The 26,047-nt window shown below is 34.9% G+C and carries 13 protein-coding genes; 12 read left to right on the forward strand and 1 reads right to left on the reverse strand.

The annotated features are described in order from the left end of the window. Positions 1 to 131 precede the first annotated feature (131 nt). Genes PQ462_RS03225 through PQ462_RS03235 form a run of 3 tightly spaced genes read left to right on the forward strand, consistent with a single transcriptional unit; the run spans position 132 to position 9,974 of the window. Positions 132 to 7,001 carry an HYR domain-containing protein gene (locus tag PQ462_RS03225; protein ID WP_274252337.1) on the forward strand — a complete coding sequence of 2,290 codons (6,870 nt, stop codon included), beginning with the start codon at positions 132 to 134 and terminating at the stop codon, positions 6,999 to 7,001. Positions 7,002 to 7,051: 50 nt separating this feature from the next. Then, positions 7,052 to 7,963, forward strand: a complete 912-nt coding sequence (locus PQ462_RS03230; RefSeq protein WP_044047588.1) for a PorP/SprF family type IX secretion system membrane protein — start codon at positions 7,052 to 7,054, stop codon at positions 7,961 to 7,963. 10 nt (positions 7,964 to 7,973) lie between these two features. Beyond that, positions 7,974 to 9,974 carry an OmpA family protein gene (locus PQ462_RS03235; RefSeq protein ID WP_274252338.1) on the forward strand — a complete coding sequence of 667 codons (2,001 nt, stop codon included), beginning with the start codon at positions 7,974 to 7,976 and terminating at the stop codon, positions 9,972 to 9,974. 59 nt (positions 9,975 to 10,033) lie between these two features. Here PQ462_RS03235 and PQ462_RS03240 read toward each other — a convergent pair whose 3' ends face one another. Beyond that, complete coding sequence (locus PQ462_RS03240; RefSeq protein WP_274252339.1) at positions 10,034 to 10,375, reverse strand: hypothetical protein; 342 nt, start codon at positions 10,373 to 10,375, stop codon at positions 10,034 to 10,036. 87 nt (positions 10,376 to 10,462) lie between these two features. Here PQ462_RS03240 and PQ462_RS03245 point away from each other — a divergent pair, with 87 nt between their 5' ends. From PQ462_RS03245 to PQ462_RS03285, 9 genes are all read left to right on the forward strand, one after another. Beyond that, on the forward strand, positions 10,463 to 10,705 hold the full coding sequence (locus PQ462_RS03245) for a helix-turn-helix domain-containing protein (protein ID WP_274252340.1): 243 nt from the start codon (positions 10,463 to 10,465) through the stop codon (positions 10,703 to 10,705). A 653-nt stretch (positions 10,706 to 11,358) separates the two neighbouring features. Further along, on the forward strand, positions 11,359 to 11,784 hold the full coding sequence (locus PQ462_RS03250) for a CBS domain-containing protein (RefSeq protein ID WP_012023726.1): 426 nt from the start codon (positions 11,359 to 11,361) through the stop codon (positions 11,782 to 11,784). Between the two features lie 155 nt (positions 11,785 to 11,939). Next, a complete protein-coding gene (locus PQ462_RS03255; RefSeq protein ID WP_274252341.1) occupies positions 11,940 to 14,231 on the forward strand; it encodes an NADP-dependent malic enzyme in 2,292 nt (763 codons plus the stop codon). An 80-nt stretch (positions 14,232 to 14,311) separates the two neighbouring features. After that, positions 14,312 to 14,893 (forward strand): Holliday junction branch migration protein RuvA, encoded by a 582-nt coding sequence (gene ruvA, locus PQ462_RS03260; RefSeq protein ID WP_121362318.1) that lies wholly within the window; start codon positions 14,312 to 14,314, stop codon positions 14,891 to 14,893. 24 nt (positions 14,894 to 14,917) lie between these two features. Further along, entirely contained in the window at positions 14,918 to 22,129 is a 7,212-nt protein-coding gene (gene sov / locus PQ462_RS03265) for a T9SS outer membrane translocon Sov/SprA (RefSeq protein ID WP_274252342.1), read from the forward strand. Positions 22,130 to 22,213: 84 nt separating this feature from the next. Next, the gene (gene gcvH, locus PQ462_RS03270) at positions 22,214 to 22,594 is read left to right on the forward strand and encodes a glycine cleavage system protein GcvH (RefSeq protein ID WP_012023730.1); all 381 of its coding nucleotides are present in this window, start codon (positions 22,214 to 22,216) and stop codon (positions 22,592 to 22,594) included. Continuing rightward, positions 22,587 to 22,970: a VanZ family protein gene (locus PQ462_RS03275; protein WP_274252343.1), complete on the forward strand. Its 384-nt coding sequence runs from the start codon at positions 22,587 to 22,589 to the stop codon at positions 22,968 to 22,970. The genes gcvH and PQ462_RS03275 overlap by 8 nt, the downstream gene beginning before the upstream one ends. A 114-nt stretch (positions 22,971 to 23,084) precedes the next feature. Further along, entirely contained in the window at positions 23,085 to 23,828 is a 744-nt protein-coding gene (deoC, locus tag PQ462_RS03280) for a deoxyribose-phosphate aldolase (protein ID WP_274252344.1), read from the forward strand. Between the two features lie 19 nt (positions 23,829 to 23,847). Next, positions 23,848 to 25,956, forward strand: a complete 2,109-nt coding sequence (locus PQ462_RS03285) for an energy transducer TonB (RefSeq protein ID WP_274252345.1) — start codon at positions 23,848 to 23,850, stop codon at positions 25,954 to 25,956. The last annotated feature ends 91 nt before the right edge of the window (positions 25,957 to 26,047 follow it).

Consider the following 26,047-nt stretch of genomic DNA (forward strand, 5'->3'; position numbering starts at 1 on the left):
TTTTGAAAAGATTGTTTTCAATAATCTAAAATCTATCCTTTCATTTTTTTCGTATCTCGTTTATAACTTGAAATCTAATTCTGGGATTTCAACGATAATTTCTATTACTCAAATTAATACCGAGTCTGTCTATGCGTAACTCTACTTTTAATTGGTTTAAGTTTTTTAAATCAAATTGTACTATTTTATTCTTTCTTTTAATCAGCACCAGTGCTTCTGCGCAGTTTTATACTACGCACTATATTGCACCTGCTCCTTGGCAGTATTTTAGCAAAGCAAATGAAATCGTTATTGCAACTAACTCTACAACTACTGTAAAAATTACTGTATCAAAAAGTGATGGAACTTTAGTGACTAATCTTTCAGCGGTAAAAGGTACTCCTGCTGTTTATAGATTTGCAGGTCTTCCAAAAGACGCACCTGCATTTGCACTGAATACTGTTTTAAATGCTGCTGGTTTAATAGTTAAAGGAGATAAACCTATATCAATAAATTTAAGAAATATTGCTTCTGATGCTTTAGGAGGAGACGGCAGTGATAAAGATATTAAAGGAAATGCAGCATTAACAAGTTTTGGAGATGCTGGAATAGGGATTAGATTTAGAGTTGGATATTATAGAGATGGATCACTTGGTAATTTTAATAATTATGGTGATCAACGCCCCATATACAGTGTTATGGCTATTAATAATGGGACTTCAATAAAAATAAATAATGTTGTTACAACAACTTTAAATGCCGGACAAAGCTATTTGTTTACAGCACCTATTGGAACGCTCGTAGAATCTTCAAACCCTGTAGTTATGAATACCTCAGCGGCAATTGATACTCCAGGCGGATGTGGAGACGGGGCGTACAATCAAATTCCTCCTGAAGCGGTTTTAGGGACTGAATATTTTCTTGAAAGAGGAACAGGAAATAATATAGCAGAACAGACTACTGTAGTAGCTACAAAAGACGACACAAAAGTAACCATAGAAAGCTATTCGACTACAGGAGCATTAGTAGGATCACCGGTTACTGTAACTTTAGCACAAGCTGGAAATTTTTATACTTTTATAAATGGTGTTAAAGATGTTAGTTTTACAGCTTCTCATATTAAAGCAGATAAAAGAGTTGCCGTATATTCTGGAACAGCACAAAAATGTGAGGTTGATATTTCCACAATTGCGCCGGTATCTGAATGCGGTGGATCTAATTTCATAGAGACCGCAAAATTTAGAAATTATGGTACGGGGACATTAGATTATTTTGGATATATTCTTTTAAGAAGCGGGACAGAAGTTGTAACTGTGAATGGGAATAATATTGCCAATATATCTGGTGTTGGAGCTCGTTATCAGATAGGAAATACAGGCTGGTATTTAATAAACTTCAATAGTCAACAAATTGGAAGCCCAGATTTTCTTTCTATTGAAAGTAACGCTAAATTAACTGTTTCAATTGTACAGCAGGATGGAGGTTTCTCTATGGCGGGATTTTTCTCAAATTTTGCTGTTCAGCCAGAAGATCCAACCTTTACTTATATATCAGGCGGAGGATGTACTAATAATACAGCTACATTAAAAACACCAACAGGATTTGCTCCTTATCAATGGTATTTAAACGGAGTTGCTATTTCAGGAGCAAATTCAGATACTTATACAGCAACAAAAACGGGAGCCTATTCAGTTGCTTCAACTTTAACTTGTGGAGCTCAGACACAATCAAAACCTGTTTCAGTTACTTTATGTACTGATTTAGGCGTTACAAAAACAGTAGACAATACAACTCCATGTGTGGGTTCAAATGTTGAATTTACAGTAAAATTGAGCAATTTAGGCGTTAACAACGCAACAGGAGTTTCGATAAACGATTTACTTCCTACAGGTTATACATTTGTCAGCTCAACACAAACAATAGGAAATTATAATGCGTCAACTGGTGTTTGGAGTATAGGAGATGTAAATGGTGGAGTAACTGAAACATTAAAAATTACGGCAAAAGTTAATGCTTCTGGTGTTTACAATAACACAGCAGCATTGCCGGCATCAACAGTAGACAGTAATACGGCTAATAACAGCGCCAGTGTTTCAACTACACCAAATCCGTTACCAACAGCTTCGATAACAGGAGCACTAACGGCATGTTTAACGACTACTTTAAATGCAGTAACTAATGCTGCATCGCCAACGTATGTTTGGTATAAAAACAATGTTGTAATTTCTGGTCAAACATCATCTTCGTTAGTTGTAAATTCTGATGGAGATTATAAAGTTAAAGTTAGAAATTCTTCAACTGGATGTGAAGCAACTTCTGCGGCTTCAACAGTAAAAGTTAGTGATACTGAGAAACCTGTAAAACCTGTTTTGGCAGACATTACAGGGCAATGTTCAGCAACGGCAACAGCACCAACAACAACAGATAATTGTAAAGGAACAGTAACTGGAACAACGAGCGATCCTTTGACTTATTCAACTCAAGGTACTTATACAATTAATTGGAGTTTTAATGATGGTAATGGAAACGTAGAAACTGCGACTCAGAAAGTAATTGTTAAAGACACTCAAAAACCAACAATTACCTGTCCGTCAGCAGTTGTGGTTTCGGCTAATGCAAACTCTTGCGTTGCAACAGGAGTTTCTTTAGGCACGCCAACTACATCAGATAATTGCAGCGGAGCGGTAACCGTAACAAACAATGCACCGGCAAGTTTCCCATTAGGAAATACAACAGTAACTTGGACAGCTACTGATGCAGCAGGCAATACACAAACCTGTAATCAGACTGTAACAGTAAATGATACTCAAAAGCCAACAATTACCTGTCCATCAAATGTTGTAGTTTCTGCTAATGCAAACTCTTGCGTTGCAACAGGAGTTTCTTTAGGCACACCAACTACATCAGATAATTGCAGCGGAACTGTAACCGTAACAAATAACGCGCCGTCAACTTTCCCCTTAGGAAATACAACAGTAACTTGGACAGCTACTGATGCAGCAGGCAATACACAAACCTGTACTCAGACTGTAACAGTAAATGATACTCAAAAGCCAACAATTACCTGCCCATCAAATGTTGTAGTTTCTGCTAATGCAAACTCTTGCGTTGCAACAGGAGTTTCTTTAGGCACACCAACTACATCAGATAATTGCAGCGGAACAGTAACAGTAACGAATAACGCACCGTCAAGTTTCCCCTTAGGAAATACTATTGTGACTTGGACAGCTACAGATGCAGCAGGAAATACACAAACTTGTACACAGACAGTAAAAGTTGTGGGGCCAATTGTACCAAATAAAGACACTGCTTCAATTAATGGATATGAAGGAGGAACTGCTGTTTCAAATGTTTTAGCAAATGATTTGCTTAACTGTAATGCAGTTGTTAGAAATGAGGTTGAGTTAACTTTAGCTTCTACATTACCTTCAGTCTTAACTTTTAATACTACAAGTGGAGAAGTTACGGTTAAACCAAACACACCAACAGGGAAATATTCATTTGATTATAAAATCTGTGAAGTTGCGAATACTTCAAATTGCAATACAGCAACTGTAGAAATTACAGTTACAGCGCCTGTAATCTTAGCAGTAAAAGAAGATTTAGGTCCTATTAACGGAACAATCGGCGGTACAACAACCTCGCTTATTGGACTGGATAAACTAAACGGAGTTCAGGCTGTTATCGGATCAAATCCGGGACAAGTTACTTTAACAGCAACGGCTCCGACAGGATTTACGATTAATACAGACGGAACGATTACCGTAAGTGCAGGAGTTAAAAAAGGAAACTACGATATTGAATATACAATATGCGACAATAATAATCCAGCGACAAACTGCTCAACAGCAACATCAACAGTTGTGGTAACTGCAGCAGATTTAGTTGCAAACTTAGATTCTGTGGGATCAGTAGTTGGAGGAAATACGTCTCAAACGCTTATCAATGTTTTTGATAACGATACTAAAAACGGATCAAAATTAGATCCGTCAGATGTTAAACTGACACCGGGAACGGACCCGAAAGGTTACTTAACAATTGATGCCAATGGAAATGCAGTATTAGGAGCAAATGCACCGGCAGGAAATTACGAGTTAACATATGAAATCTGCGAGCTTTTTAATCCATCAAACTGCAGTACAAACAAAGTTCAGGTTACGGTTACTGCGCCTCAAATCTTAGCAGTAAAAGAAGATTTAGGTCCTATTAACGGAACAATCGGCGGTACAACAACTTCGCTTATTGGACTGGATAAATTAAACGGAGTTCAGGCTGTTATCGGATCAAATCCGGGACAAGTTACTTTAACAGCAGCGGCTCCGACAGGATTTACGATTAATGCAGACGGAACAATCACCGTAAGTGCAGGAGTTAAAAAAGGAAACTACGATATTGAATATACAATCTGCGACAATAATAATCCAGCGACAAACTGCTCAACAGCAACATCAACAGTTGTGGTAACTGCAGCAGATTTAGTTGCCAACCTAGATTCTGTGGGATCAGTAGTTGGAGGAAATGCGTCTCAAACGCTTATCAATGTCTTTGATAACGATACTAAAAACGGATCAAAATTAGACCCGTCTGAAGTTAAACTGACACCGGGAACAGATCCGAAAGGTTTCTTAACAATTGATGCCAATGGAAATGCAGTTTTGGGAGCAAATGCTCCGGCAGGAAATTACGAGTTAACGTATGAAATCTGCGAGCTTTTCAATCCATCAAACTGCAGTACAAACAAAGTTCAGGTTACGGTTACAGCACCGGTAATTGATGCTGTTGCAGAAAACTTAGGTTCAGTAAACGGAAGCACAGGCGGTACAACAACTGTTTCAGTAATTATAAACGATAAATTAAACGGATCTCAGGCTGTTATTGGAGCAAATCATGGAGAAGTTATTTTATCTAAAGTAAATCTTCCAACAGGTTTTGTATTAGAACCAGACGGACGTGTAACAGTTCCAGCCAAGACACCAATTGGAATTTACGAAATCGAATACAGTATTTGTGAAGTAACAAATACAGGAAACTGCGATACGGCAAAAAGTACTGTAGAAGTTACCGGAGGAGTGTTAGCAGCAAATCCTGACACTATTCTGTCAGTTGTTGGAATAAATCAGCCTCAGACAATTGTGAATGTTTTCGATAACGATACAAATAATGCATTACCGCTTGTACCAAGTGACGTAAAACTTTCTGTAGAAGTTGCAGATCCAAAAGGATTCTTAACATTAAATCCAGACGGAACAGTAACATTGGGAGCAAATGCACCAAGAGGAACTTATGAATTAACGTATCAGATTTGTGAAGTATTAAATCAATCAAATTGCAGTTCTGGTAAGGTAGAAGTTACAGTAGAAGAGCCAACAATAACCGTTACGGCTGAAAGTTTTTGCTCAAACAACGTTCCTTACGTAACGTATAAGGTTGTGGCAGATAATTTTACACCAACAAATTTAGTAACAATTAAATGGATTGACAGCGCAAACAATGTTGTAGCAACACAAATAGAGCAGCCATTAAGCGGTACTATTTTATGGCCGGGAGCAGTTATCGACGGAAACGGAAATGGAGTAGACTGGCCGGGCTGGTTATTAGCAAATGGGCAATGGACAGAAGGTGCTGACGGATTCGAAAACACCAGAACTGGAGTTACAATGCAATTCTCTCTAAACCCAACAGCAGCTATTCCGGTAAGTTATCCTGCTGCAACACCACAGTGTAATGCAAGACCAACTTTTGCAATCATCGCAAATGATGATACAGCGGGTCCGGTAGATACAAGTAAAGGAACTAACACGGGGACTAATATTTTTGATAACGACAAACTAAACGGATTAACTGTTAATCCTGCTGATGTTATTTTAAGCACAACAGTTCCAAATGCTAATTTGACTTTAAACGCAAATGGTTCAGTAAGTGTAAAAGCAGGAACGCCATCAGGAACATACCAATTGACGTATCAAATATGCGATGCTTCAAATTCAAATAACTGTAGTCAGGCAGTTGTAAAAGTGGTGGTGTTAAATTCAGTTTCTCCTGTTAATCCAGTACAGCAGTTGGCTTTGACAGATGATGCTCTTGTAGCAGTTGATGGAATTAACGGTTCTCTTGAATTTGTAAATGTTTTAGATAATGACTTATTAAACGGACAGCCAATTAATCCAGTTGATGTAATTATTAAAAACCAGTCAGGAAATTCAAATTTCGAATTTAATGCTGACGGAACAGTAAATGTTAAACCAAATACGCCAGGCGGAACTTACGCAATCGTATACCAGGTTTGTGAAAAAGCAAACGATACAAATTGCAGTACAGCAACATTAAATGTATTTGTAGAAGTTCCGGCAATTGCATTGGTTAAAACAGCGACATTCAATGACGAAAACAACAATACAATTGCAAATGCAGGTGAAACCATCAGCTATAGATTTACAGTTACCAATACAGGAAATGTACCGTTAAGCGGAATCACGATTACAGATCTTCTGCCGGGAGTTGTAGTTTCAGGACAATTTTTAGATTTAAATGTTGGCGAATCAAATGATACTAATTTTTCAGCTCTGTACAAAATAACACAAACAGATATCAATTCTGGAAAAGTAAGCAATCAGGCAAGTGTACAAGGAAAAAGTGCAAGAGGAGTAGTTGTTGAAGACAATTCTGATTATGAAAATATCGACGGAGACAAACCTACAGTATTAGACTTAAACGGATGTAAAATTAAAGTTCTCAATGCCTTTTCTCCAAACGGAGACCAGAAAAACGAGCGATTCTACATTCAAGGATTAGAATGTTATCCTGAAAATACCGTAGAAATTTACAACCGTTGGGGAGTTCTGGTTTTTGATGTAGATCATTATAACAATGTCGACAGAGTGTTTAAAGGATATTCTTTTGGACGTACAACCATGAAACAGTCAGAAGGGCTTCCGGTAGGAACTTATTTCTATATCCTGAAATACAAAGACAGCGACTCAAATCCTCACGAAACATCAGGTTATTTATACATTAATAAATAAAAAATACAAACGGCTTACGATAAGCTGAGCCGTTTTTTAAAATCTTTAAGATGAAAAAATTAGGTTTAATTTTTATGTTTTTTACCATTGTGTGTTCAGCGCAGCAAGATGCTCAGTTTACACAATACATGTACAACACTATCGGAATAAATCCGGCTTATGCAGGTTCGCGCGGCGTACTGAGCGTTTTTGGGTTATATCGTACACAATGGATTGGTCTTGACGGAGCGCCTGAAACAAGTACTTTTTCTGTAAACACACCTTTAACCAACAGCAATTTAGGATTAGGAGTTTCTTTGGTAAACGATAAAATCGGGCCAACGAACGAAAATACTTTATCGGCAGATTTGTCATACAGTATTCCAACATCAGAATCATTTAAACTTTCGTTTGGTATCAAGGCAACAGCAAATCTTTTCAATCTTGATGCTAGTAAATTGAGTTACGAAGATCAAAACGACGAATTATTTCAGGACATCAAAAATAAGTTTACACCCAATATTGGAGCCGGAATTTACTGGCATTCAGATCGTGCTTATTTAGGATTATCAGTTCCTAATTTTATCGAAACCAATCGCTATGACAATAATGATGTCGCTATTTTCAAAGAAAAAATAAACTATTACTTCATGGCAGGTTATGTATTTAATCTGGATCATTTAGAGTATATAAAATTCAAACCGGCATTGTTGACAAAAATGGTAGAAGGAGCACCTTTGCAGGTAGATGTTTCTGGTAATTTCATGTTCAATGATAAGTTCGTTCTTGGGCTTGCTTATCGCTGGAGTGCTTCGGTAAGTGCTATGGCAGGTTTTCAGGTTACAAAAGGCATGTATATAGGATATGGTTACGATCACGAAACCACACAATTAAGAAAATACAATTCAGGATCGCATGAGATTTTCCTTCGTTTTGATTTCTTTAATAATTACAGCAAACTTACCTCACCAAGATTCTTTTAATTGATAAATTATGAAGCTTAAAAAAATACTTTTTCCCATTTTGTTCCTTTGCTTTTTTATAGCAGATGCCCAAACGGCCAGTATAAAAAATGCAGATAAAAAATACGATAGTTACGCTTACGCGGATGCTATAAAAGCCTATGAAAAATTAGTTGAAAAAGGAGTTAGAGAAGAAAGAATATTTCAAAGACTTGGAAATTCCTATTATTTCATTGGCGAATTAAAAGAGGCCTTAAAATACTATCAGGAATTATTCAGTATTAATGAAAATCAGGAAGCAGACTATTTGTATAAATATGCTCAGTGTTTAAAATCAGAAGGGAATTATACTAAAGCCGATGAAATTTTAGAGAAATTCTCCCAAAAAGCACCTTCAGATAAAAGAGCCGTTTTGTTCTTAAAAAACAGAAATTATTTAGAAGATATTAAATCAAATTCAGGACGTTTTGATATTGCAGATGCCGGGATCAACTCAAAAGATTCAGATTACGGAAGCACTATTTTAGACAATAAATTAGTCTTTACATCGGCAAGAGATACAGGTTCTATTATCAAAAAGAATTTTAAATGGACAAATAAAGCCATTTCAACTTTATATGCTGTAGATTTAAATCCAGACGGAAGCATTGGAAAACCAATGTTGTTTCATAAACAAAATCTGCAGGTTAACTTCAATCAGTCTACTCCGGTTTTTACAAAAGATGGTAAAACCATGTATTTTACCAGAAATAACTCAGTAGACGGAAAAAGAAAACAAAACGAAAACAAGGTTACATTTTTAAAACTATACAAAGCAGTTTTAATTAATAATGAATGGAAAGAAGTACAAGAACTTCCGTTTAACAGTGACGAATACAGCGTAGCGCATCCAGCGTTAAGTGTCGACGAAAAAACATTGTATTTTGCATCAGATATGCCGGGAACGTTAGGACTTTCGGATATCTATAAAGTAAGCATACTTTCTAATGGAGGTTTTGGTGCGCCAGAAAATTTAGGTCCCGAAATTAATACCGAAGGAAGAGAAACTTTTCCTTTTATTTCAGATGAAAACGAACTTTATTTTGCCAGCGACGGAAGACCAGGTTTAGGCGGACTCGATATTTTTGTTTCTAAAATTACCAAAGAAGGCACTTTTGAAGAAGTACAAAATGTTGGTGAACCTATTAACAGTAAACAAGACGATTTTGCCTTTATCATTAACAGCAAAAACAGAAATGGTTTTTTCTCTTCAAACCGAGTAAACGGCCATGGACTTGACGATGTATACCGATTTACAGAAAACAGAAGATTAATTTGCGAACAGCAGATATCCGGAACCATTACTGATCAGGAAACAAACGAAACACTTTCAAAAGTTGCCTTGATTTTATTTGATGAAGCAGGTAAAACTGCCGTTGAAGCCAAATCAGATGCCAATGGAAATTATGTTTTTTCGAATGTAAAATGCGGTAAAAAGTACTATATCAAAACAGCTAAAGAAGATTATTTGTTTAAAGAAGTTTCGATAACGCTGAAAAAAGCAACAGGATCTGCTTCTCTGCCAATAGCTTTAGAAAAGAAGCCAAAGCCAATTACAGCAATTCCGGTTGTAATAAAAACCAATAATTCGATTAAACCAGTTAAAGTTACCATTGCAGTTGGAACCGATTTAGGAAAATTATTAAAAATCCCAATGAACTTTTTTGATTTAGGAAAAGCCACAATCAAAAAATCATCTGAACCTCAATTGCAAAAAATGGTCGATATGTTAAACCAATATCCAACAATTAAAGTCGATATTCGTTCGCATACAGACAGCCGTTCATCTTCACAAAGCAATCAGATTTTATCAGATAAAAGAGCGCAGTCTACCAAAGACTGGCTGGTAAGCAAAGGAATTAATGCAGACCGATTAACCGCAAAAGGATTTGGAGAAACACAATTAGTAAATAAATGTGCCGATGGTGTAAAATGTACAGAACAACAACATCAGCAAAACCGACGAAGCGAGTTTATAATCGTAAGTTTATAAAATTAAAAAAGGCTGTCTGGAAATATTTTCAGACAGCCTTTTTTAATTTGGCATATTTGTTATTCACCAATGACATCAGGGTTTACAATAAACATTTGATAAATTTCGTCTAGTATTTCCATTTCATCCGTTGGAAACATTTCTAAGACCATTTCTAAAATAAGCGCTACATTAATTGGTGAAGTTTTAATAGTATTCGAAGCTTTATGTGCATCGTAGTCCAGTGCTACAATACATAATTTTAAGATTTCGGCAATAACACAGCCAAGCTCAGAATAATTTGAAATTTTAATTTGAGCAACATTAGTATCTGATTTTGCATCTGTTGGTTTTAATGTACTGAAATAAAGTGCGGATAATTTTTTTATGCGTTCTAAATTTTTAATTTCATTAGTTTCCATAATATTTTTTTTACAAATGTAAGACTATATCTTAAAAGAGACATATATGTCGTGCTTATTTTTTCCACAGTTTAATAGATTTGATTTGTGGAAAAAAATAAATACGAGTTAGAGATTATTAAATTAGGTTTATTAATCAAGGAACTCAGAAGAAAAGAAAAGATCACGCAAGAACAATTGTCAACATTATGTAATGTTGATGTAAGAACTATTCAAAGAATTGAAAAAGGAAAACAAAATATTACAATTAGTTTACTTTTCACAATAGCTGATGCATTGAAAATAGAATCAAGTACCTTAATACATAAAATATTTTCTGAAAATCAATAATACTTCCAGATTTAAAATAATCCTTATATATAATCCCTAAGGGATATATTTGGGTGGATTTCCTTTTTCTGCCAATATTTAATTTCTACGAAATACTCCGTCAGGAGTTAAACATTGGCAGCTCCCCAAAAAAAATGCGTATTTTGTCTCGTAGGGACTATACAATTTAATATTGTTTCATATCTCCCTACGGGAAATTATTGAATGAAATGATTTCATTTTGCGCTACCAACCAGTTACTCCTAATGGAGTATTCCATATAAATTATAACATTTGATTTTACTGATATTTTATTCTTAACAGAGTTCTACTATTGTATTTAATTTCTACAAAGTACTCCGTTAGGAGTAACTGGTTGGTAGCAAAAAAAATATCCGCGATGTATTTTGTCCCATAGGGACATTTGTTCGTAGATAAAAACATGGATATATAATGAGATTTATATTTTATTAGGCAGACATCAAAAAGTTAAAAAATCTAATTTTCCACAAAAAACGCCTGTAATTTTTTTCTTCCTTTAAAGTATAATTTTGAAAATTCTAAAAACAATGTATTTTGTTTAAAATGAGTTAGTTGTGTTTTTAAAAAATCGATTTCGCTGCACATCGTATTTGTTTTTATTATAACTTTATGAAAACTAAAATTTTTCAGATATGACTGTAGATCAAATACTAAACGCAAAAGGGAAAAATGTTTTTTCGGTACGTTCAACCACAACTGTTTATGAAGCTTTAAAAGTAATGGGCGATAAAAATATCGGTGCTATTCTCATCATAGACGGAACCGATTTAAAAGGAATTTTATCTGAAAGAGATTATGCTCGAAAAATTGTTTTAAAAGATAAATCCTCCAAAGAAACATTTGTACATGAAATTATGGAAAGCAATGTTTTTACAGTCCAGCTTTCAAATAATATTGACGATTGTATGGAACTTATGAGTTCAAAAAGAATACGACATCTGCCTGTTTTAGAAAACGGAACCGTGGTAGGAATAATTTCTATAAGCGATGTTGTAAAAGCAATTATTGAAATTCAAAAAGACACCATTCATCATCTAAACTCTTACATCTCACAGTAAAACTTCTATAAAATACTTTTTTGAAATAGTCCGGTTTAAATCGGGCTATTTTTTTTGATTTTACCATTTTGATATTTTAACAAAAGAAAGCAGTAAAAGCGTCCCACTTTCAACTAAGACTTATATCTTTGTAAGCTAGAATAAAAGCTAAAATAATGAACAAAGAGAGTAAAAAAAGAGAGGCATTACAGTACCACGCTGAGCCAACTCCAGGAAAAATTCAGGTAGTTCCAACAAAAAAATATGCAACCCAGAGAGACTTATCGCTTGCGTATTCGCCGGGAGTTGCTGAACCTTGTTTAGCAATTGCAGAAAACATTGAAGATGTTTATAAATATACAGCAAAAGGAAATTTAGTTGCCGTAATTTCAAACGGTACAGCTGTTTTAGGACTTGGAGATATAGGCCCGGAAGCAGGAAAACCAGTAATGGAAGGTAAAGGTTTATTGTTTAAAATATTCTCTGATATTGACGTTTTTGATATAGAAGTTGACACAAAAAATGTTGAAGAATTTATTCAGACTGTAAAAAATATTGCTCCAACTTTTGGAGGTATTAATCTTGAAGATATCAAAGCACCGGAATCTTTTGAAATTGAAAGAAGATTAATCGAAGAATTAGATATTCCGGTAATGCACGACGATCAGCACGGAACTGCAATTATCTCTTCGGCAGCTTTAATCAATGCACTTGAATTAGCAGGAAAAAAAGCAGAAGATGTAAAAGTAGTAGTTTCTGGAGCAGGATCTGCAGCAATTGCTTGTACTGACTTATATGTTTTATTAGGAGTAAAAGTTGAAAATGTTTTAATGTTTAATAGTAAAGGACTTTTAACAAAAGACAATCCTGCACTTTCAGAATTACAATTAAAATATGCAATAGACGGTCCTAAAATTGAGTTAGCAGAAGCGGTAAAAGGAGCAGATGTTTTCATCGGCTTATCATCTGGAGATATTTTATCGCCGGAAATGTTGTTAACAATGAAAGAAAATCCGATTGTTTTTGCAATGGCAAATCCAAATCCGGAAATCGATTATAATTTAGCTGTACAAACACGTAAAGACGTGATTATGGCTACAGGCCGTTCAGATTTTCCTAATCAGGTAAATAACGTTCTTGGTTTTCCTTATATTTTTAGAGGAGCTCTAGACGTGCGTGCTACAAAAATTAACGAAGCTATGAAAATGGCTGCTGTAAAAGCATTGGCTATTTTAGCAAAAGAACCAGTTCCAGAACAGGTTAACGTAGCTTACGGAGCAATGAAATTAGGTTTCGGACAAGAATATATCATTCCTAAACCATTCGATCCTAGATTGATTACTGTTGTAGCTCCAGCGGTTGCAAAAGCAGCAATGGAATCTGGAGTAGCAAAAAATCCTATTACAGACTGGGCAGCTTATGAAGATAAGCTTCGCGAACGTATGGGTAACGATAATAAAATGGTGCGTTTAATTACAAACCGAGCAAAATTAGATCCTAAAAGAGTAGTTTTTGCTGAGGCAGACCAATTAAATGTATTAAAGGCTGCACAAATAGTACACGAAGACGGAATTGGTATTCCGGTTTTATTAGGAAACAGAGAAACTATTTTAGAATTAAAAGCTGAATTAGGTTTTGATGCTGAATTAGAAATCATCGATCCTAAAATAAACGAAGAAGAAGAAAGACGTAACAAATTTGCAAATTCATACTGGGAATCAAGAGAACGCAGAGGTGTTTCATTGCTTGATGCTCAAAAATTCATGCGCGAAAGAAACTATTTTGCTGCCATGATGGTAAACGAAGGAGAGGCAGATGCACTTGTTACAGGTTACTCAAGAAGTTACCCAAGTGTTGTAAAACCAATGCTGCAATTAATTGAAAAAGCACACGGCGCTTCACTTGTTGCAACAGCAAACATGATGCTTACATCACGCGGGCCAATGTTCTTGTCTGATACGGCAATAAACATCAATCCATCATCAGAAGATTTAGTAAATATTGCATTGATGACTGCTAAAACAGCAAAAATGTTCGGAATTGAACCCGTAATTGCAATGGTTTCTTATTCAAACTTTGGTTCATCAACGCATCAAAATGCTTCAAAAGTAAGAGATGCAGTGGCGTATTTACATAAAAATCACCCTGAGATGGTCGTAGATGGTGAGATTCAGGCAGACTTTGCTTTAAATTCTGAAATGCTTCAGGAAAAGTTCCCATTCTCTAAACTGGCAGGTAAAAAAGTAAATACACTGGTATTCCCTAACTTAGAGTCGGCTAATATCACTTATAAATTGATGAAAGAACTGAATAAATCAGCTTCTATCGGGCCAATTATGATGGGAATGGATAAACCAGTTCACATTTTCCAATTAGGAGCAAGCGTTGAAGAAATGGTTAATATGGCAGCAATTGCGGTTATTGACGCTCAGGAAAAAGAAAACAAAAAGAACAAATTAGCAAAATAATTCACTAAAAATAGGACAAAATAATATTGTCCTATTTTTATTGCATTTTTACTATATTTGGATTCTTACTAAATTATATTATGATAGCACATTTGCAGGGAAAATTAGTCGAAAAGAATCCCACAGAAGTTGTAATTGATTGCGGAGGAGTGGGATATCACGTAAATATTTCGCTACATACTTTTTCATTAATTCCAAATGCTGATTTTATAAAATTGTATACGCATCTTCAAATCAAAGAAGATGCGCATACTTTATATGGATTTATAGAAAAGTCTGAACGTGAGATATTTAGAATGCTGTTGTCTGTTTCTGGAATTGGAGCGGGCATTGCACGAACAATGCTTTCGTCTATAGAACCCAGACAAATTATTAATGCCATTGCCTCAGGAGATGTTGGGGTTATCCAGTCTATAAAAGGTATTGGAAACAAAACAGCACAGCGAGTAATACTTGATTTAAAGGAAAAAGTGTTAAAGTTGTACGATTTAGACGAAGTTTCTGTTGTCCAAAACAATACAAATCGAGATGAAGCGTTATCTGCTTTGGAAGTTTTAGGATTCGTTCGTAAAACATCTGAAAAAGTAGTGGAAAAAATCGTCAAAGAAGATCCGGAAGCTACTGTAGAAACGATCATCAAAAAGGCTTTAAAAAGCTTATAAAATCAATTTTATATAACCAATTGTATGCGTAAAATTTGTATTTTTTTACTGGTTTTATTTTGTGGTAACGTTTTGCGGTCACAAGTAAAACCGGCGGTTCAAGATACAACAAAGACTCAATTTTCTGTTGGGAAAATGGAGTTAGAAAATCCTCCAAGCATACTCTCGGCCTATAAATATGATCCCATAACAGATAGATACATTTATACAACATCTGTTGATGGTTTCTCTATTGATTATCCTTTAGTTTTAACGCCCAAAGAATACGAAGATTTACTTTTGAAAGAATCCAGAAGAGATTATTTCAGAAAAAAAATGGACGCTATTGATGGTAAAAAAACCGGAGCCGAAGCAGCCAAAAAAGATTTACTGCCAAGATATTACATTAATTCAAGTCTTTTTGAAAGCATATTTGGAAGTAACACCATCGACGTAAAACCTACAGGTTCTGTCGAAATGGACTTAGGAGTTCGATACACCAAACAAGACAACCCAGCATTTTCACCCCGAAACAGATCAAGTCTAACATTCGATTTTGATCAGCGAATCAGTATGAGTTTGATGGGGAAAATTGGAACCAGACTGGAAGTAAATGCCAATTATGATACTCAGTCTACTTTTGCCTTTCAGAATTTATTCAAACTTGCTTATACGCCATCAGAAGATGATATTATTCAAAAAGTAGAAGTTGGTAACGTAAGCATGCCTCTTAACAGCACGCTTATTCGTGGTGCGCAGAGTTTATTTGGGGTAAAAACACAATTACAATTCGGGAGAACAACCATTACAGGAGTTTTCTCTGAACAAAAATCGCAGACCAAAAGCGTTGTAGCAGAAAACGGAGGAACAGTTCAAAACTTTGATTTGTATGCTCTTGATTATGATAATGATCGTCACTTTTTCCTTTCTCAATATTTTAGAAACAAATACGACGTTTCATTAAAAAATTACCCATTTATAGACAGCCGTGTACAAATTACAAGATTAGAAGTCTGGGTAACTAACAAACAAAATCGTGTAACAACAACTGGCGGCGGAAATAACTTAAGAAACATTATAGCGCTTCAGGATTTAGGAGAAGCGCAGGTAAGCGGTGTTCCGGATAATGAAGTTGTAGTTATCAGCTCAACAGCTGGATTTTTCAACAATCCAATTGACAGCCCTACGAGTAATACCAACAACAAATACGATCCGGCAACAATTGGTCAGGCAGGTTCATTTTTAAACTCAAACATTAGAGAAATTGTAACGGCAAAATCCGGTTTCAATAATACAAATGTGAGCGAAGCTACAGATTATTCTGTATTAGAAAACGCAAGAAAACTAACAACAAACGAATATACTTTTAACCCGCAATTAGGTTACATTTCTTTACAGCAGCGTTTGGCAAATGACGAAATTCTTGCCGTTGCGTTTGAATATACTGTAGGAGGAAAAGTGTATCAGGTAGGGGAATTTGGAAGTGACGGTGTTGATGCTACTGTAGTTACAGGAAATAACAGCTCAAATCAGGCAATTATTACCCAGAGTTTAGTTTTAAAAATGCTGAAAAGTAATTTGACAAACGTTAAAAATCCGGTTTGGAACCTGATGATGAAAAACGTTTATCAAATTCCTCAGGCCTATCAAATTAAACAAGACGATTTTAGATTAAATATCCTTTACACAGATCCGTCTCCTATTAACTATATTACACCAGTTCAAGGATCATCATTCCCTCCAAATCCCGCTCCTGATAGCAAAGTTGAGCAAACGCCTTTATTAAACGTTTTCAACTTAGACCGCTTAAATTACAATAACGATCCACAAGCAGGCGGAGATGGTTTCTTTGATTATATTCCGGGAGTAACAGTAGATGTACAAAACGGCCGTGTAATTTTTACAACAAAAGAGCCTTTTGGAGAGTTAATATTCAATAAACTGCAAACCGGTGCAGGAGAGAGCTATAACGATCCAACAACATACAACGCGAATCAGCAGAAATATGTATTTAGAAACATGTATCGAAATACACAGGCCGGCGCTTTGCAGGATAGTGATAAAAACAAATTCTTATTAAGAGGAAAATACAAATCATCTGGAAGCAACGGGATTCCAATTGGAGCCTTTAATGTACCGCAAGGTTCTGTAGTAGTTACAGCCGCAGGACGTGTTTTGGTAGAAGGAATAGATTACAGCGTAGATTATCAATTAGGAAGAGTTCAAATTCTAGATCCTTCGCTGCAGGCTTCAAACACGCCAATTGAGGTTTCTTTAGAAAACAACTCAATCTTTGGGCAGCAGACACGAAGATTTATGGGATTCAATATCGAACATAAAATCTCAGATAAATTTGTAATTGGCGGTACTTATTTAAAAATGACCGAAAGACCTTTTACACAAAAATCAACTTATGGTCAGGAATCTGTAAACAATACAATTTTTGGCTTTAATGGAAATTATTCAACAGAAGTTCCATTTTTGACACGTTTGGCTAACAAACTTCCAAACATTGATACAGATGTTCCTTCAAATCTTTCTATTCGTGGAGAAGTTGCCTTTTTAAGACCAGATGCTCCAAAAGCAAGTGATTTTCAGGGAGAAGCTACTATTTATGTAGACGATTTTGAAGGTTCGCAGTCAACAATAGATATGCGATCTGCTTATGCCTGGAGTTTAGCTTCAACACCATTTATTACTTCTATCAACGACAATACTTTTAATGCCAATTCTAATACTTTAGAATATGGTTTTAAAAGAGCAAAATTATCCTGGTATACAATTGACCCTGTATTTTATTCTTCAAAACCATCGGGTATTTCAAACGATGATTTATCATTAAACACGACCAGAAGAATTTACAGTAGAGAGTTATACCCAAACACAGATATTGCGCAAGGACAGATTCAGGTTGTTAATACACTCGATTTAACCTACTATCCAAGAGAGAGAGGACCATATAATAACAACCCAAGTTTTGGGGCAAGCAATCCTTCTGCAAACTTTGGAGGGATTATGCGAGCTTTAAATTCAACTAATTTTGAGCAGGGAAATGTCGAATATATTCAATTTTGGGTACTTGACCCGTATGTTGGAAATGGTGAATCTCCAGCTACAAATGCGGGTAAAATATATTTCAATTTAGGTGAAATCTCAGAAGACGTTTTAAAAGACGGAAGAAAGCAATATGAAAACGGATTAGGACCAGATCAGGTTATGGTAAATCCACAACCGCTTTGGGGAGATGTTCCGGCATCACAATCTTTAATTTATGCTTTTGATACCAATCCAGATAACAGAAAAAATCAAGACGTTGGTTTAGATGGTCTGCCAAGTTCAAGAGAAGGTTCAATTTATACCAATTATGCGGGAGAAGCAGATCCTGCGGGAGACGACTATACGTATTATCTAAATGCTGATGGAGGCGTTTTAGAGCGTTATAAAAACTACAATGGTACAGAAGGAAACTCAGCAGTAAGCATCAATGATCCTAATCGTGGTTCTACAACACTTCCTGATGTTGAGGATATTAACCGTGATAACACCATGAGTACTATTAATGCCTATTATGAGTATAGCATTGATGTAAAACCTGGAATGCAGGTTGGTGAAAATTACATTACAGATATTAGAGAAGTTACAAATGTTGATCTTCCAAACGGAGGAACAACAAACGCAAGATGGATTCAGTTTAAAATTCCGGTTTCGCAGCCTCAAAATACAATTGGAAACATTACAGACTTTAGATCTATTCGTTTCATGCGTATGTTTATGACAGGATTTAATTCTCAGATGACAGTTCGTTTTGGAGCTTTAGATTTAGTAAGAGGAGAGTGGAGAAGATACACAGGAACATTAGATGCAAACGACCAAAATCCAGATGATGATGGAGTAGAATTTGATGTTGCTGCAGTTAATATTCAGGAAAACGGAACAAAATGTCCTGTAAACTATGTAATGCCTCCAGGCGTACAAAGAGAACAATTATATAATAACAATACGGTTATTAACCAAAACGAACAGGCATTAGCGGTTAGAATTGGCGGTGTTGGTTTACAATATCAAGATTCCAGAGCAGTTTTCAAAAACGTAAGTGTCGATATGCGTCAGTACAAAAAACTGAAAATGTTTTTACACGCAGAATCACTGCCAAATCAACCAACATTGGAAGATGATGAAATGGTTGGTTTTATTCGTTTTGGAAATGACTTTACACAAAACTTTTATCAGGTAGAGATTCCTTTAAAAGTTACCAAAACTGGTGGGTCTTGTTCAATAAGTCCGGATTTGGTTTGGATGGACGATAATAGTATAGATTTAGCTCTTGATTTATTGACAAGAATGAAAATCAAGGCTATGAGTATTGATATTAACTCATCGAAAAGAGATGTCAATGGTATTTATTATCCAGATAATGATCCGGATTTAGAAGGAGGAGATGGCGATGGTAAATTAACTTTAGGTATTAAAGGAAATCCTAACTTTGGTTTAGTCCGAAACTTAATGGTTGGGGTAAAAAGCCGTGCCGACCATAAAGACATAAAAGGAGAGGTTTGGTTTAACGAGCTTCGTTTAGCCGATTTAGAAAACAAAGGCGGTATGGCAGCAATATTAAATGTTGATACCAATATGGCCGATTTTGCTACTGTTTCTGCAACTGGTAGAAAAAGTACCATTGGTTTTGGTTCTTTGGAACAAGGAGCAAATGAGCGTGATCGTGAAGATGTACAGCAGTATAATATTGTTACAAACCTGAATTTAGGAAAACTGCTTCCTAAAAAATGGGGAATAAATCTGCCGTTTAATTATGCAATTGGCGAAGAAGTAATTACACCAGAGTACGATCCGTTTAATCAGGATATTAAATTAGATCAATTAATTAGAGAAACTACAGATCAGGCCGAAAAAGATAACATTAGAACTCGTGCTATTGACTATACAAAACGAAAAAGCATCAATTTTATTGGTGTAAGAAAAGACAGAGCGCCTGAGCAGAAACCTCATGTGTACGATATTGAGAATTTTACCTTCTCACAATCATACAATCAGGTAGAACGTCATGATTATGAAGTTGCAGATTATGAAGATGAGCAGTCTAATTCAGCTGTAAATTATGCTTATACGTTCCAGCCAAAAGAAGTTGTTCCGTTTAAGAGTACTAAATTCATGAAGAAAAGTGAATATTGGAAATTGTTGAGCGATTTCAACTTTAATTATCTGCCGTCAAACATATCTTTTAATACCAATATTTTAAGACAAAGCAACCGTCAGCAGTTTAGAGAAGTTGAGGTTGAAGGAATTGGTCTTGATCCGCTTTACAGAAGAAATTTTGCATTTAATTATCAATACGGATTTGGTTTTAACTTAACTAAATCTTTAAAACTAAATTATTCAGCAACATCAAACAATATTGTTCGAAACTTCTTGAACGATGACAATTCTCCAAAAGAAGATTTTAATATCTGGGATGATTATTTAGACATTGGAACACCAAATCAGCATGCACAGCAGTTGGTTTTAAATTATGATATTCCAATTAACAAAATTCCAATTTTTGGTTTTGTAAAAGCGAGTTATTCATATACGGCAGATTATATGTGGCAGCGTTCTTCGACAGCATTTTCAGAATACGAAGATCCAAACGGTACGGTATATGATTTAGGAAATACAATTCAAAATTCAAATTCAAATACACTTACAACAACTTTGAATATGAATACGCTGTATAAATACCTTGGTTTAACACCGGGTGCTAAAAAAACAGCTAAACCTAAAACGGCCGCACCGCCAAAACCGGGTGAAAAAATTGTTAATACAGCAAAACCAGTAGTAAGTTCAAGTCCGTTTTATGATGGTTTAATTGGAGTGTTGACAAGTATTAAAAACGTTCAGATTAATTATACGAAAAACAGCGGAACCGTTTTACCGGGTTACACGCCAAGTGTTGGGTTTTTAGGAACTTCTAAACCAAGTTTAGGATTCGTATTTGGAAGTCAGGATGATGTGCGTTATGAAGCTGCAAAAAGGGGATGGCTTACAACATATCAGGATTTCAACCAGAGTTTTACACAGGTTTCAAACAAACTTTTAAAAGTTACGGCAAACATTGATTTACTGCCGGATTTAAAAGTTGATTTATCAATGGATCGTTCTTATTCTGAAAATACCTCAGAACAGTATAGTGTAGATCCATCAACAAATGAGTATAAGCCGTTATCGCCTTATACTTACGGAATGTTTTCTATTTCGACTGTAATGATTAAAACAGCATTCTCACCAAGTGATGAAACACAATCAGCGGCATTTGATGATTTTAGAAGCAATCGTTTAATAATTGCAAATCGTTTGGCAGAAGGACATTATGGTTCTGGAGTTGCAATTCCAAGATATGGAGATGCAAACAATCCTATTCCGGCTGAAACAGATCCAAATTATGCGGTGTATACAGCAAATCAAGGATACCCAATTGGATATACAAAAAGTAATCAGGCTGTTTTATTGCCGGCTTTCTTAGCAGCATACACAGGTTCAGATGCTTCAAGTTCTTCTACGAATATTTTTAGAAGTTTTCCAATTCCAAACTGGAGTATTAAGTATAACGGTTTAATGCGCTATAAGTACTTTAAAGATAAATTTAAACGTTTTTCATTGCAGCACAATTATAGAGCATCTTATACCATAAACCAGTTTAGATCAAATTTTGATTACAACAGTTCGCCAAAAGTACAGGATGTAAATACTAATTTCTACAACGAAATTATAATGTCGAATGTCAATTTAGTAGAACAATTTAGTCCGTTAATTAGAATGGATTTTGAGTTGAAAAGCTCTTTAAGAGTTCTTTCTGAAATTAAAAAAGACAGAGCTTTATCGATGAGTTTCGATAATAATTTATTGACAGAAGTAAAAGGAATGGAATATATTATTGGTTTAGGATATCGCTTTAAAGATGTTATTTTCTCATCAAGATTAGCAGATAATCCAACCGGAATCATCAAAAGTGACATTAACATAAAAGCCGATTTTTCTTTAAGAAATAATGAAACTTTAGTACGTTACTTAGATTACGATAACAATCAGCTGGCGGCGGGTCAAAATATCTGGTCTCTTAAATTAACAGCAGATTACTCGTTTAGTAAAAACCTGACTGCAATATTTTATTATGATCATTCGTTTTCAAAAGCAGTTATTTCGACGTCATTCCCGTTAACAAACATAAGATCGGGCTTCACACTTCGATATAATTTCGGAAATTAAATTTGGGTTTCTAAACCATTATTATTAGAAGATTATTACATTTGTTGCAGAATTATTAAAATATCAATTTTCAAACATACTATTATGAGCATACCAGCAAATTTAAAGTACACAAAAGATCACGAATGGGTTAGCATCGAAGGCGATGTTGCGACTGTAGGAATTACTCATTTTGCACAAAAAGAGTTAGGGGATATCGTGTATGTTGAAGTAGAAACTTTAGATCAGACACTTGATAAAGATGAGGTTTTTGGAACAGTTGAAGCTGTAAAAACAGTTTCAGATTTGTTTTTGCCTTTAACAGGAGAAATTATTGCTTTTAATGAAGATTTAGAAAGTGCGCCGGAAACAGTAAATTCTGATCCTTACGGAGCTGGATGGATGATTAAAGTTAAAATTGCTAATCCTTCAGAAATAGATTCTTTATTGTCTGACGAAGCTTATAAACAATTAATCGGTGCCTAAACAATTATTGTTAATCTGGGCAATATTATGCTCAGGAATTATTGCTTATTTTTGTTTAACAGACTCAAGTAATCTTCCTGCAGTAAGTTTTCCCAGCATTGACAAAATAGTGCATTTTTGCTTTCATTTTGGTTTTACCATTTCCTGGATTGTGTTTTTTAAAAAAGAACTGAAAGGAAAAGATGTTAATGATTATAAAGCCTACTTTGTTTCGTTTATATTTTCGGTTTTTTTCGGAATAACAATCGAAATACTGCAAAGTGTTTTAACAGTAACAAGAGCATCAGATGTAACAGATGTTTTAGCAAATGCGCTCGGAGCCCTTGTGGCAGTTTTTACAGCGATAGCTTTAAAAAAACAAATCGATAAAATATAAGAATATAATTACCCACTTCGGTGGGTTTTTTATTGGCAGAAAATCAGCTTTATAAAACAGTATTTTTTATGAATTATAATGTACTTTTGCGCCATTCGATCTAACTTCTATATTATGAATGTTAAGCAGTACTTAGATTCAACTTACTTAAAAACAGCTTCTCAGGCCGGAATTTCGGAAGAGGAAAATGTTGTTGTAGTTAAAAATGCGATTGAAGAAGCGATTACAGAAAGTTTTAAGCTGATTATGATCAGGCCGGAATATGTGAGTCTGGCAAAAGAAATGATCTTAAAGGCAAATTCGACTTTATTGGTTGGTACAGTAATAGATTTCCCGGAAGGAAAATCAACTTTAGAAACTAAAATTAAAGAAGCAAACGAAGCAATAGAAAATGGAGCTGATGATTTAGATTTTGTTTGTAATTACGAAGCCTTTAAAAACGGAGATGTAGATTTAATAAAACAAGAAATCTTAATTGGAACTCAAATAGGACTGGCGAATAACAAAACAGTAAAATGGATTATTGAAGTCGCAGCATTAACAGATAAAGAAATTATACAGCTGTGTGCTTTAATAAAAAATGTTGTTGTATCGAACTTTAAAGAAGAAGATTATGCTTCGGTTTTTGTAAAATCATCTACAGGTTTTTATAAAACTGAAAACAATCTGCCAAATGGAGCAACAATTCCTTCTATAATTATAATGCTGGAAAATGCATCGCCTTTACCAGTTAAGGCTGCAGGCGGAGTTCGTTCTTATGAAGACGCAGTAGAAATGATTCGTTTAGGAGTTAAACGAATTGGGACTTCGGCAGCAAAAGCAATTGCAAACGGAGAAAATACCACAAATCAATATTAAATAAAAGCCCCAAATTTACGTGAATAAGTTATTTTTATCTTTTATCATTTTACCATTATTTGTTTTTTCTCAGGAAACAAATATAAAACAAGGTTTTACTTCAGAGCAATTTCCAATTTTTCCAAGTTGTGAAAATCTTCAGGCAAAAAAACTAGAAAATTGTTTTTATAAAGAAGTGCAGGATTTTGTGTATAATAACTTTGAAATTCCAGCTGATTTAAAACAAAACAATTACAAAGGAGAAGTAAAAGTTCTTTTTGAGGTTGATGCCAATGGTGAATTTAAAGTCATTTACGTAAATGCAGTAAATGATGCTCTTGTAGAAGAAGCAAAACGAGTTTTTGGTAAATTCCCAAAAATCAAACCTTCTACTTACAATGGAAAACCAACTTATTCAAAATATACCATTTCAATTGATATACCTTTAAAAAATGCAGATCAGATTGCTGCAGAAGCTTTGGCTGCATCACAAATTTTAAAACCAATTGAAAAGCCCATGACAGAATTGGATAGTATTGTGTATAAAAAATACAATATGCCTGAATTTGAAAGTCATTTAAATATTCCATTTTCTCATAGTTACTATGCACAGTTTGATGGGGCAATGAATCAGGTAGGAAGTAATAATCACACAGCTTCAAAGCCGTACACGTATGCCGAGGTTTCGAAATATTATAATTTAAAAGCCGTAAATCAATCGTTGCAAAAGAATGTTTCAAGCTGGTTAGGAAGAAAATGGTGGAACGAAAACATGGTACAGATTCAGGGAGAAGATTATTGGCTGGCTTTAAACCCGATTGTAGATTTACAGATGGGAAAAGCTTCAGATCTTGATGCTTCCTATTCTTATGTAAATACCCGTGCTTTAAATTTTAGAGGAGGTTTAGGAAAACAGATAAACTTTACTACTACCGTTTTTGAAAGTCAGGGCCGATTTGCAGGGTATTATAATGATTATGCCGAAACTTTGAAACCTTCTGGAGGAAATCCGGCAATTATTCCGGGAATGGGAATTGCAAAAAGATTTAAAACTGATTCCTACGATTTTCCTTTAGCAGAAGCTAATATTACTTTCGCACCAGGAAAAATATTCGATTTTCAATTAGGTTACGGCAGAAACTTTATTGGAGATGGTTATAGATCTTTACTTGAAAGCGACGGAGCAAGTCCATATCCGTATTTTAAAATCAATACCAATTTCTGGAAAATAAAGTACACAAATACTTATATGTGGCTTAAAGATGTACGTCCTGATGTAACAGTAGAAAAAACGTATGCGACTAAATTTATGGCAAATCATTATTTGAGCTGGAACGTTTCAAATAGATTGAACTTGGGTTTCTTTGAATCTGTAGTTTGGACAGATACCAACAATAGAGGTTTTGATGTGAATTTTGTGAATCCAATTATTTTCTATCGTTCAGTTGAATTTGGTTCATCATCAAAAAGCGGAAATGCCCTTTTAGGAATGACTGCTAAATATAAATGGAATAACAATGTAAATTTATATGCTCAGTTTTTGCTTGATGAATTTTCTATTTCAGATATGGGAGCTGGAGAACAAAGCTGGAAAAATAAATTTGGTTACCAATTGGGAGCAAAATATTATAATGCTTTTAAAGTTAAAGACCTTCTTTTACAATTAGAATACAATCACGTTCGTCCTTACGTATATTCGCATGGCGCGGTAATTACCAATTATGGGCATAACAATCAAAGTATTGGGCATCAATGGGGAGGAAATTTTGAAGAACTTGTTGCAATTGGGCGTTATCATAAAGGACGTCTTTTTGCCGATGCTAAATTTACTATGGGAACACGCGGTCTGGATTTTGATACGGCTCAGGACAGCTATAACTATGGTGGAAATATTTATAAAAGTTATGATGTGAATCGTCCTTATGATAAAGGTGTAAAAGTAGGACAAGGGAATAAAACAAGCGTTTTTATTGCCGATATTCAGGGAGGATATTTAATAAATCCGATAACAAACCTAAAATTGTTTGGAAGCTTTATTTACAGAAACTTTGACCCGACTCAGGAAACGGCAACAACTTTTAAACAAAGTACAACTTGGTTTACAATCGGATTACGTTCAGATATCTTTAATTGGTATTTTGATTACTAGGATTTTTAATAAGATTTTTCGAAATAATACTGTTAAAGATTGGCAAGTTCTTATTCTGTAAAGGTTTTATTGAAAAAAATCTAATTTTATA

The sequence above is a fragment of the Flavobacterium sp. KACC 22758 genome (genome assembly GCF_028736135.1).
Lineage (GTDB): Bacteria > Bacteroidota > Bacteroidia > Flavobacteriales > Flavobacteriaceae > Flavobacterium > Flavobacterium johnsoniae.

Bases quoted from the DNA above. Each gene is read 5' to 3' on its own strand.
- PQ462_RS03240 (WP_274252339.1), bottom strand. From the start codon at position 10,375: ATGGAAACTAATGAAATTAAAAATTTAGAACGCATAAAAAAATTATCC.
- deoC (WP_274252344.1), top strand. From the start codon at position 23,085: ATGAATGTTAAGCAGTACTTAGATTCAACTTACTTAAAAACAGCTTCT.
- PQ462_RS03230 (WP_044047588.1), top strand. From the start codon at position 7,052: ATGAAAAAATTAGGTTTAATTTTTATGTTTTTTACCATTGTGTGTTCA.
- ruvA (WP_121362318.1), top strand. From the start codon at position 14,312: ATGATAGCACATTTGCAGGGAAAATTAGTCGAAAAGAATCCCACAGAA.
- PQ462_RS03225 (WP_274252337.1), top strand. From the start codon at position 132: ATGCGTAACTCTACTTTTAATTGGTTTAAGTTTTTTAAATCAAATTGT.
- PQ462_RS03235 (WP_274252338.1), top strand. From the start codon at position 7,974: ATGAAGCTTAAAAAAATACTTTTTCCCATTTTGTTCCTTTGCTTTTTT.
- gcvH (WP_012023730.1), top strand. From the start codon at position 22,214: ATGAGCATACCAGCAAATTTAAAGTACACAAAAGATCACGAATGGGTT.
- PQ462_RS03250 (WP_012023726.1), top strand. From the start codon at position 11,359: ATGACTGTAGATCAAATACTAAACGCAAAAGGGAAAAATGTTTTTTCG.
- sov (WP_274252342.1), top strand. From the start codon at position 14,918: ATGCGTAAAATTTGTATTTTTTTACTGGTTTTATTTTGTGGTAACGTT.
- PQ462_RS03255 (WP_274252341.1), top strand. From the start codon at position 11,940: ATGAACAAAGAGAGTAAAAAAAGAGAGGCATTACAGTACCACGCTGAG.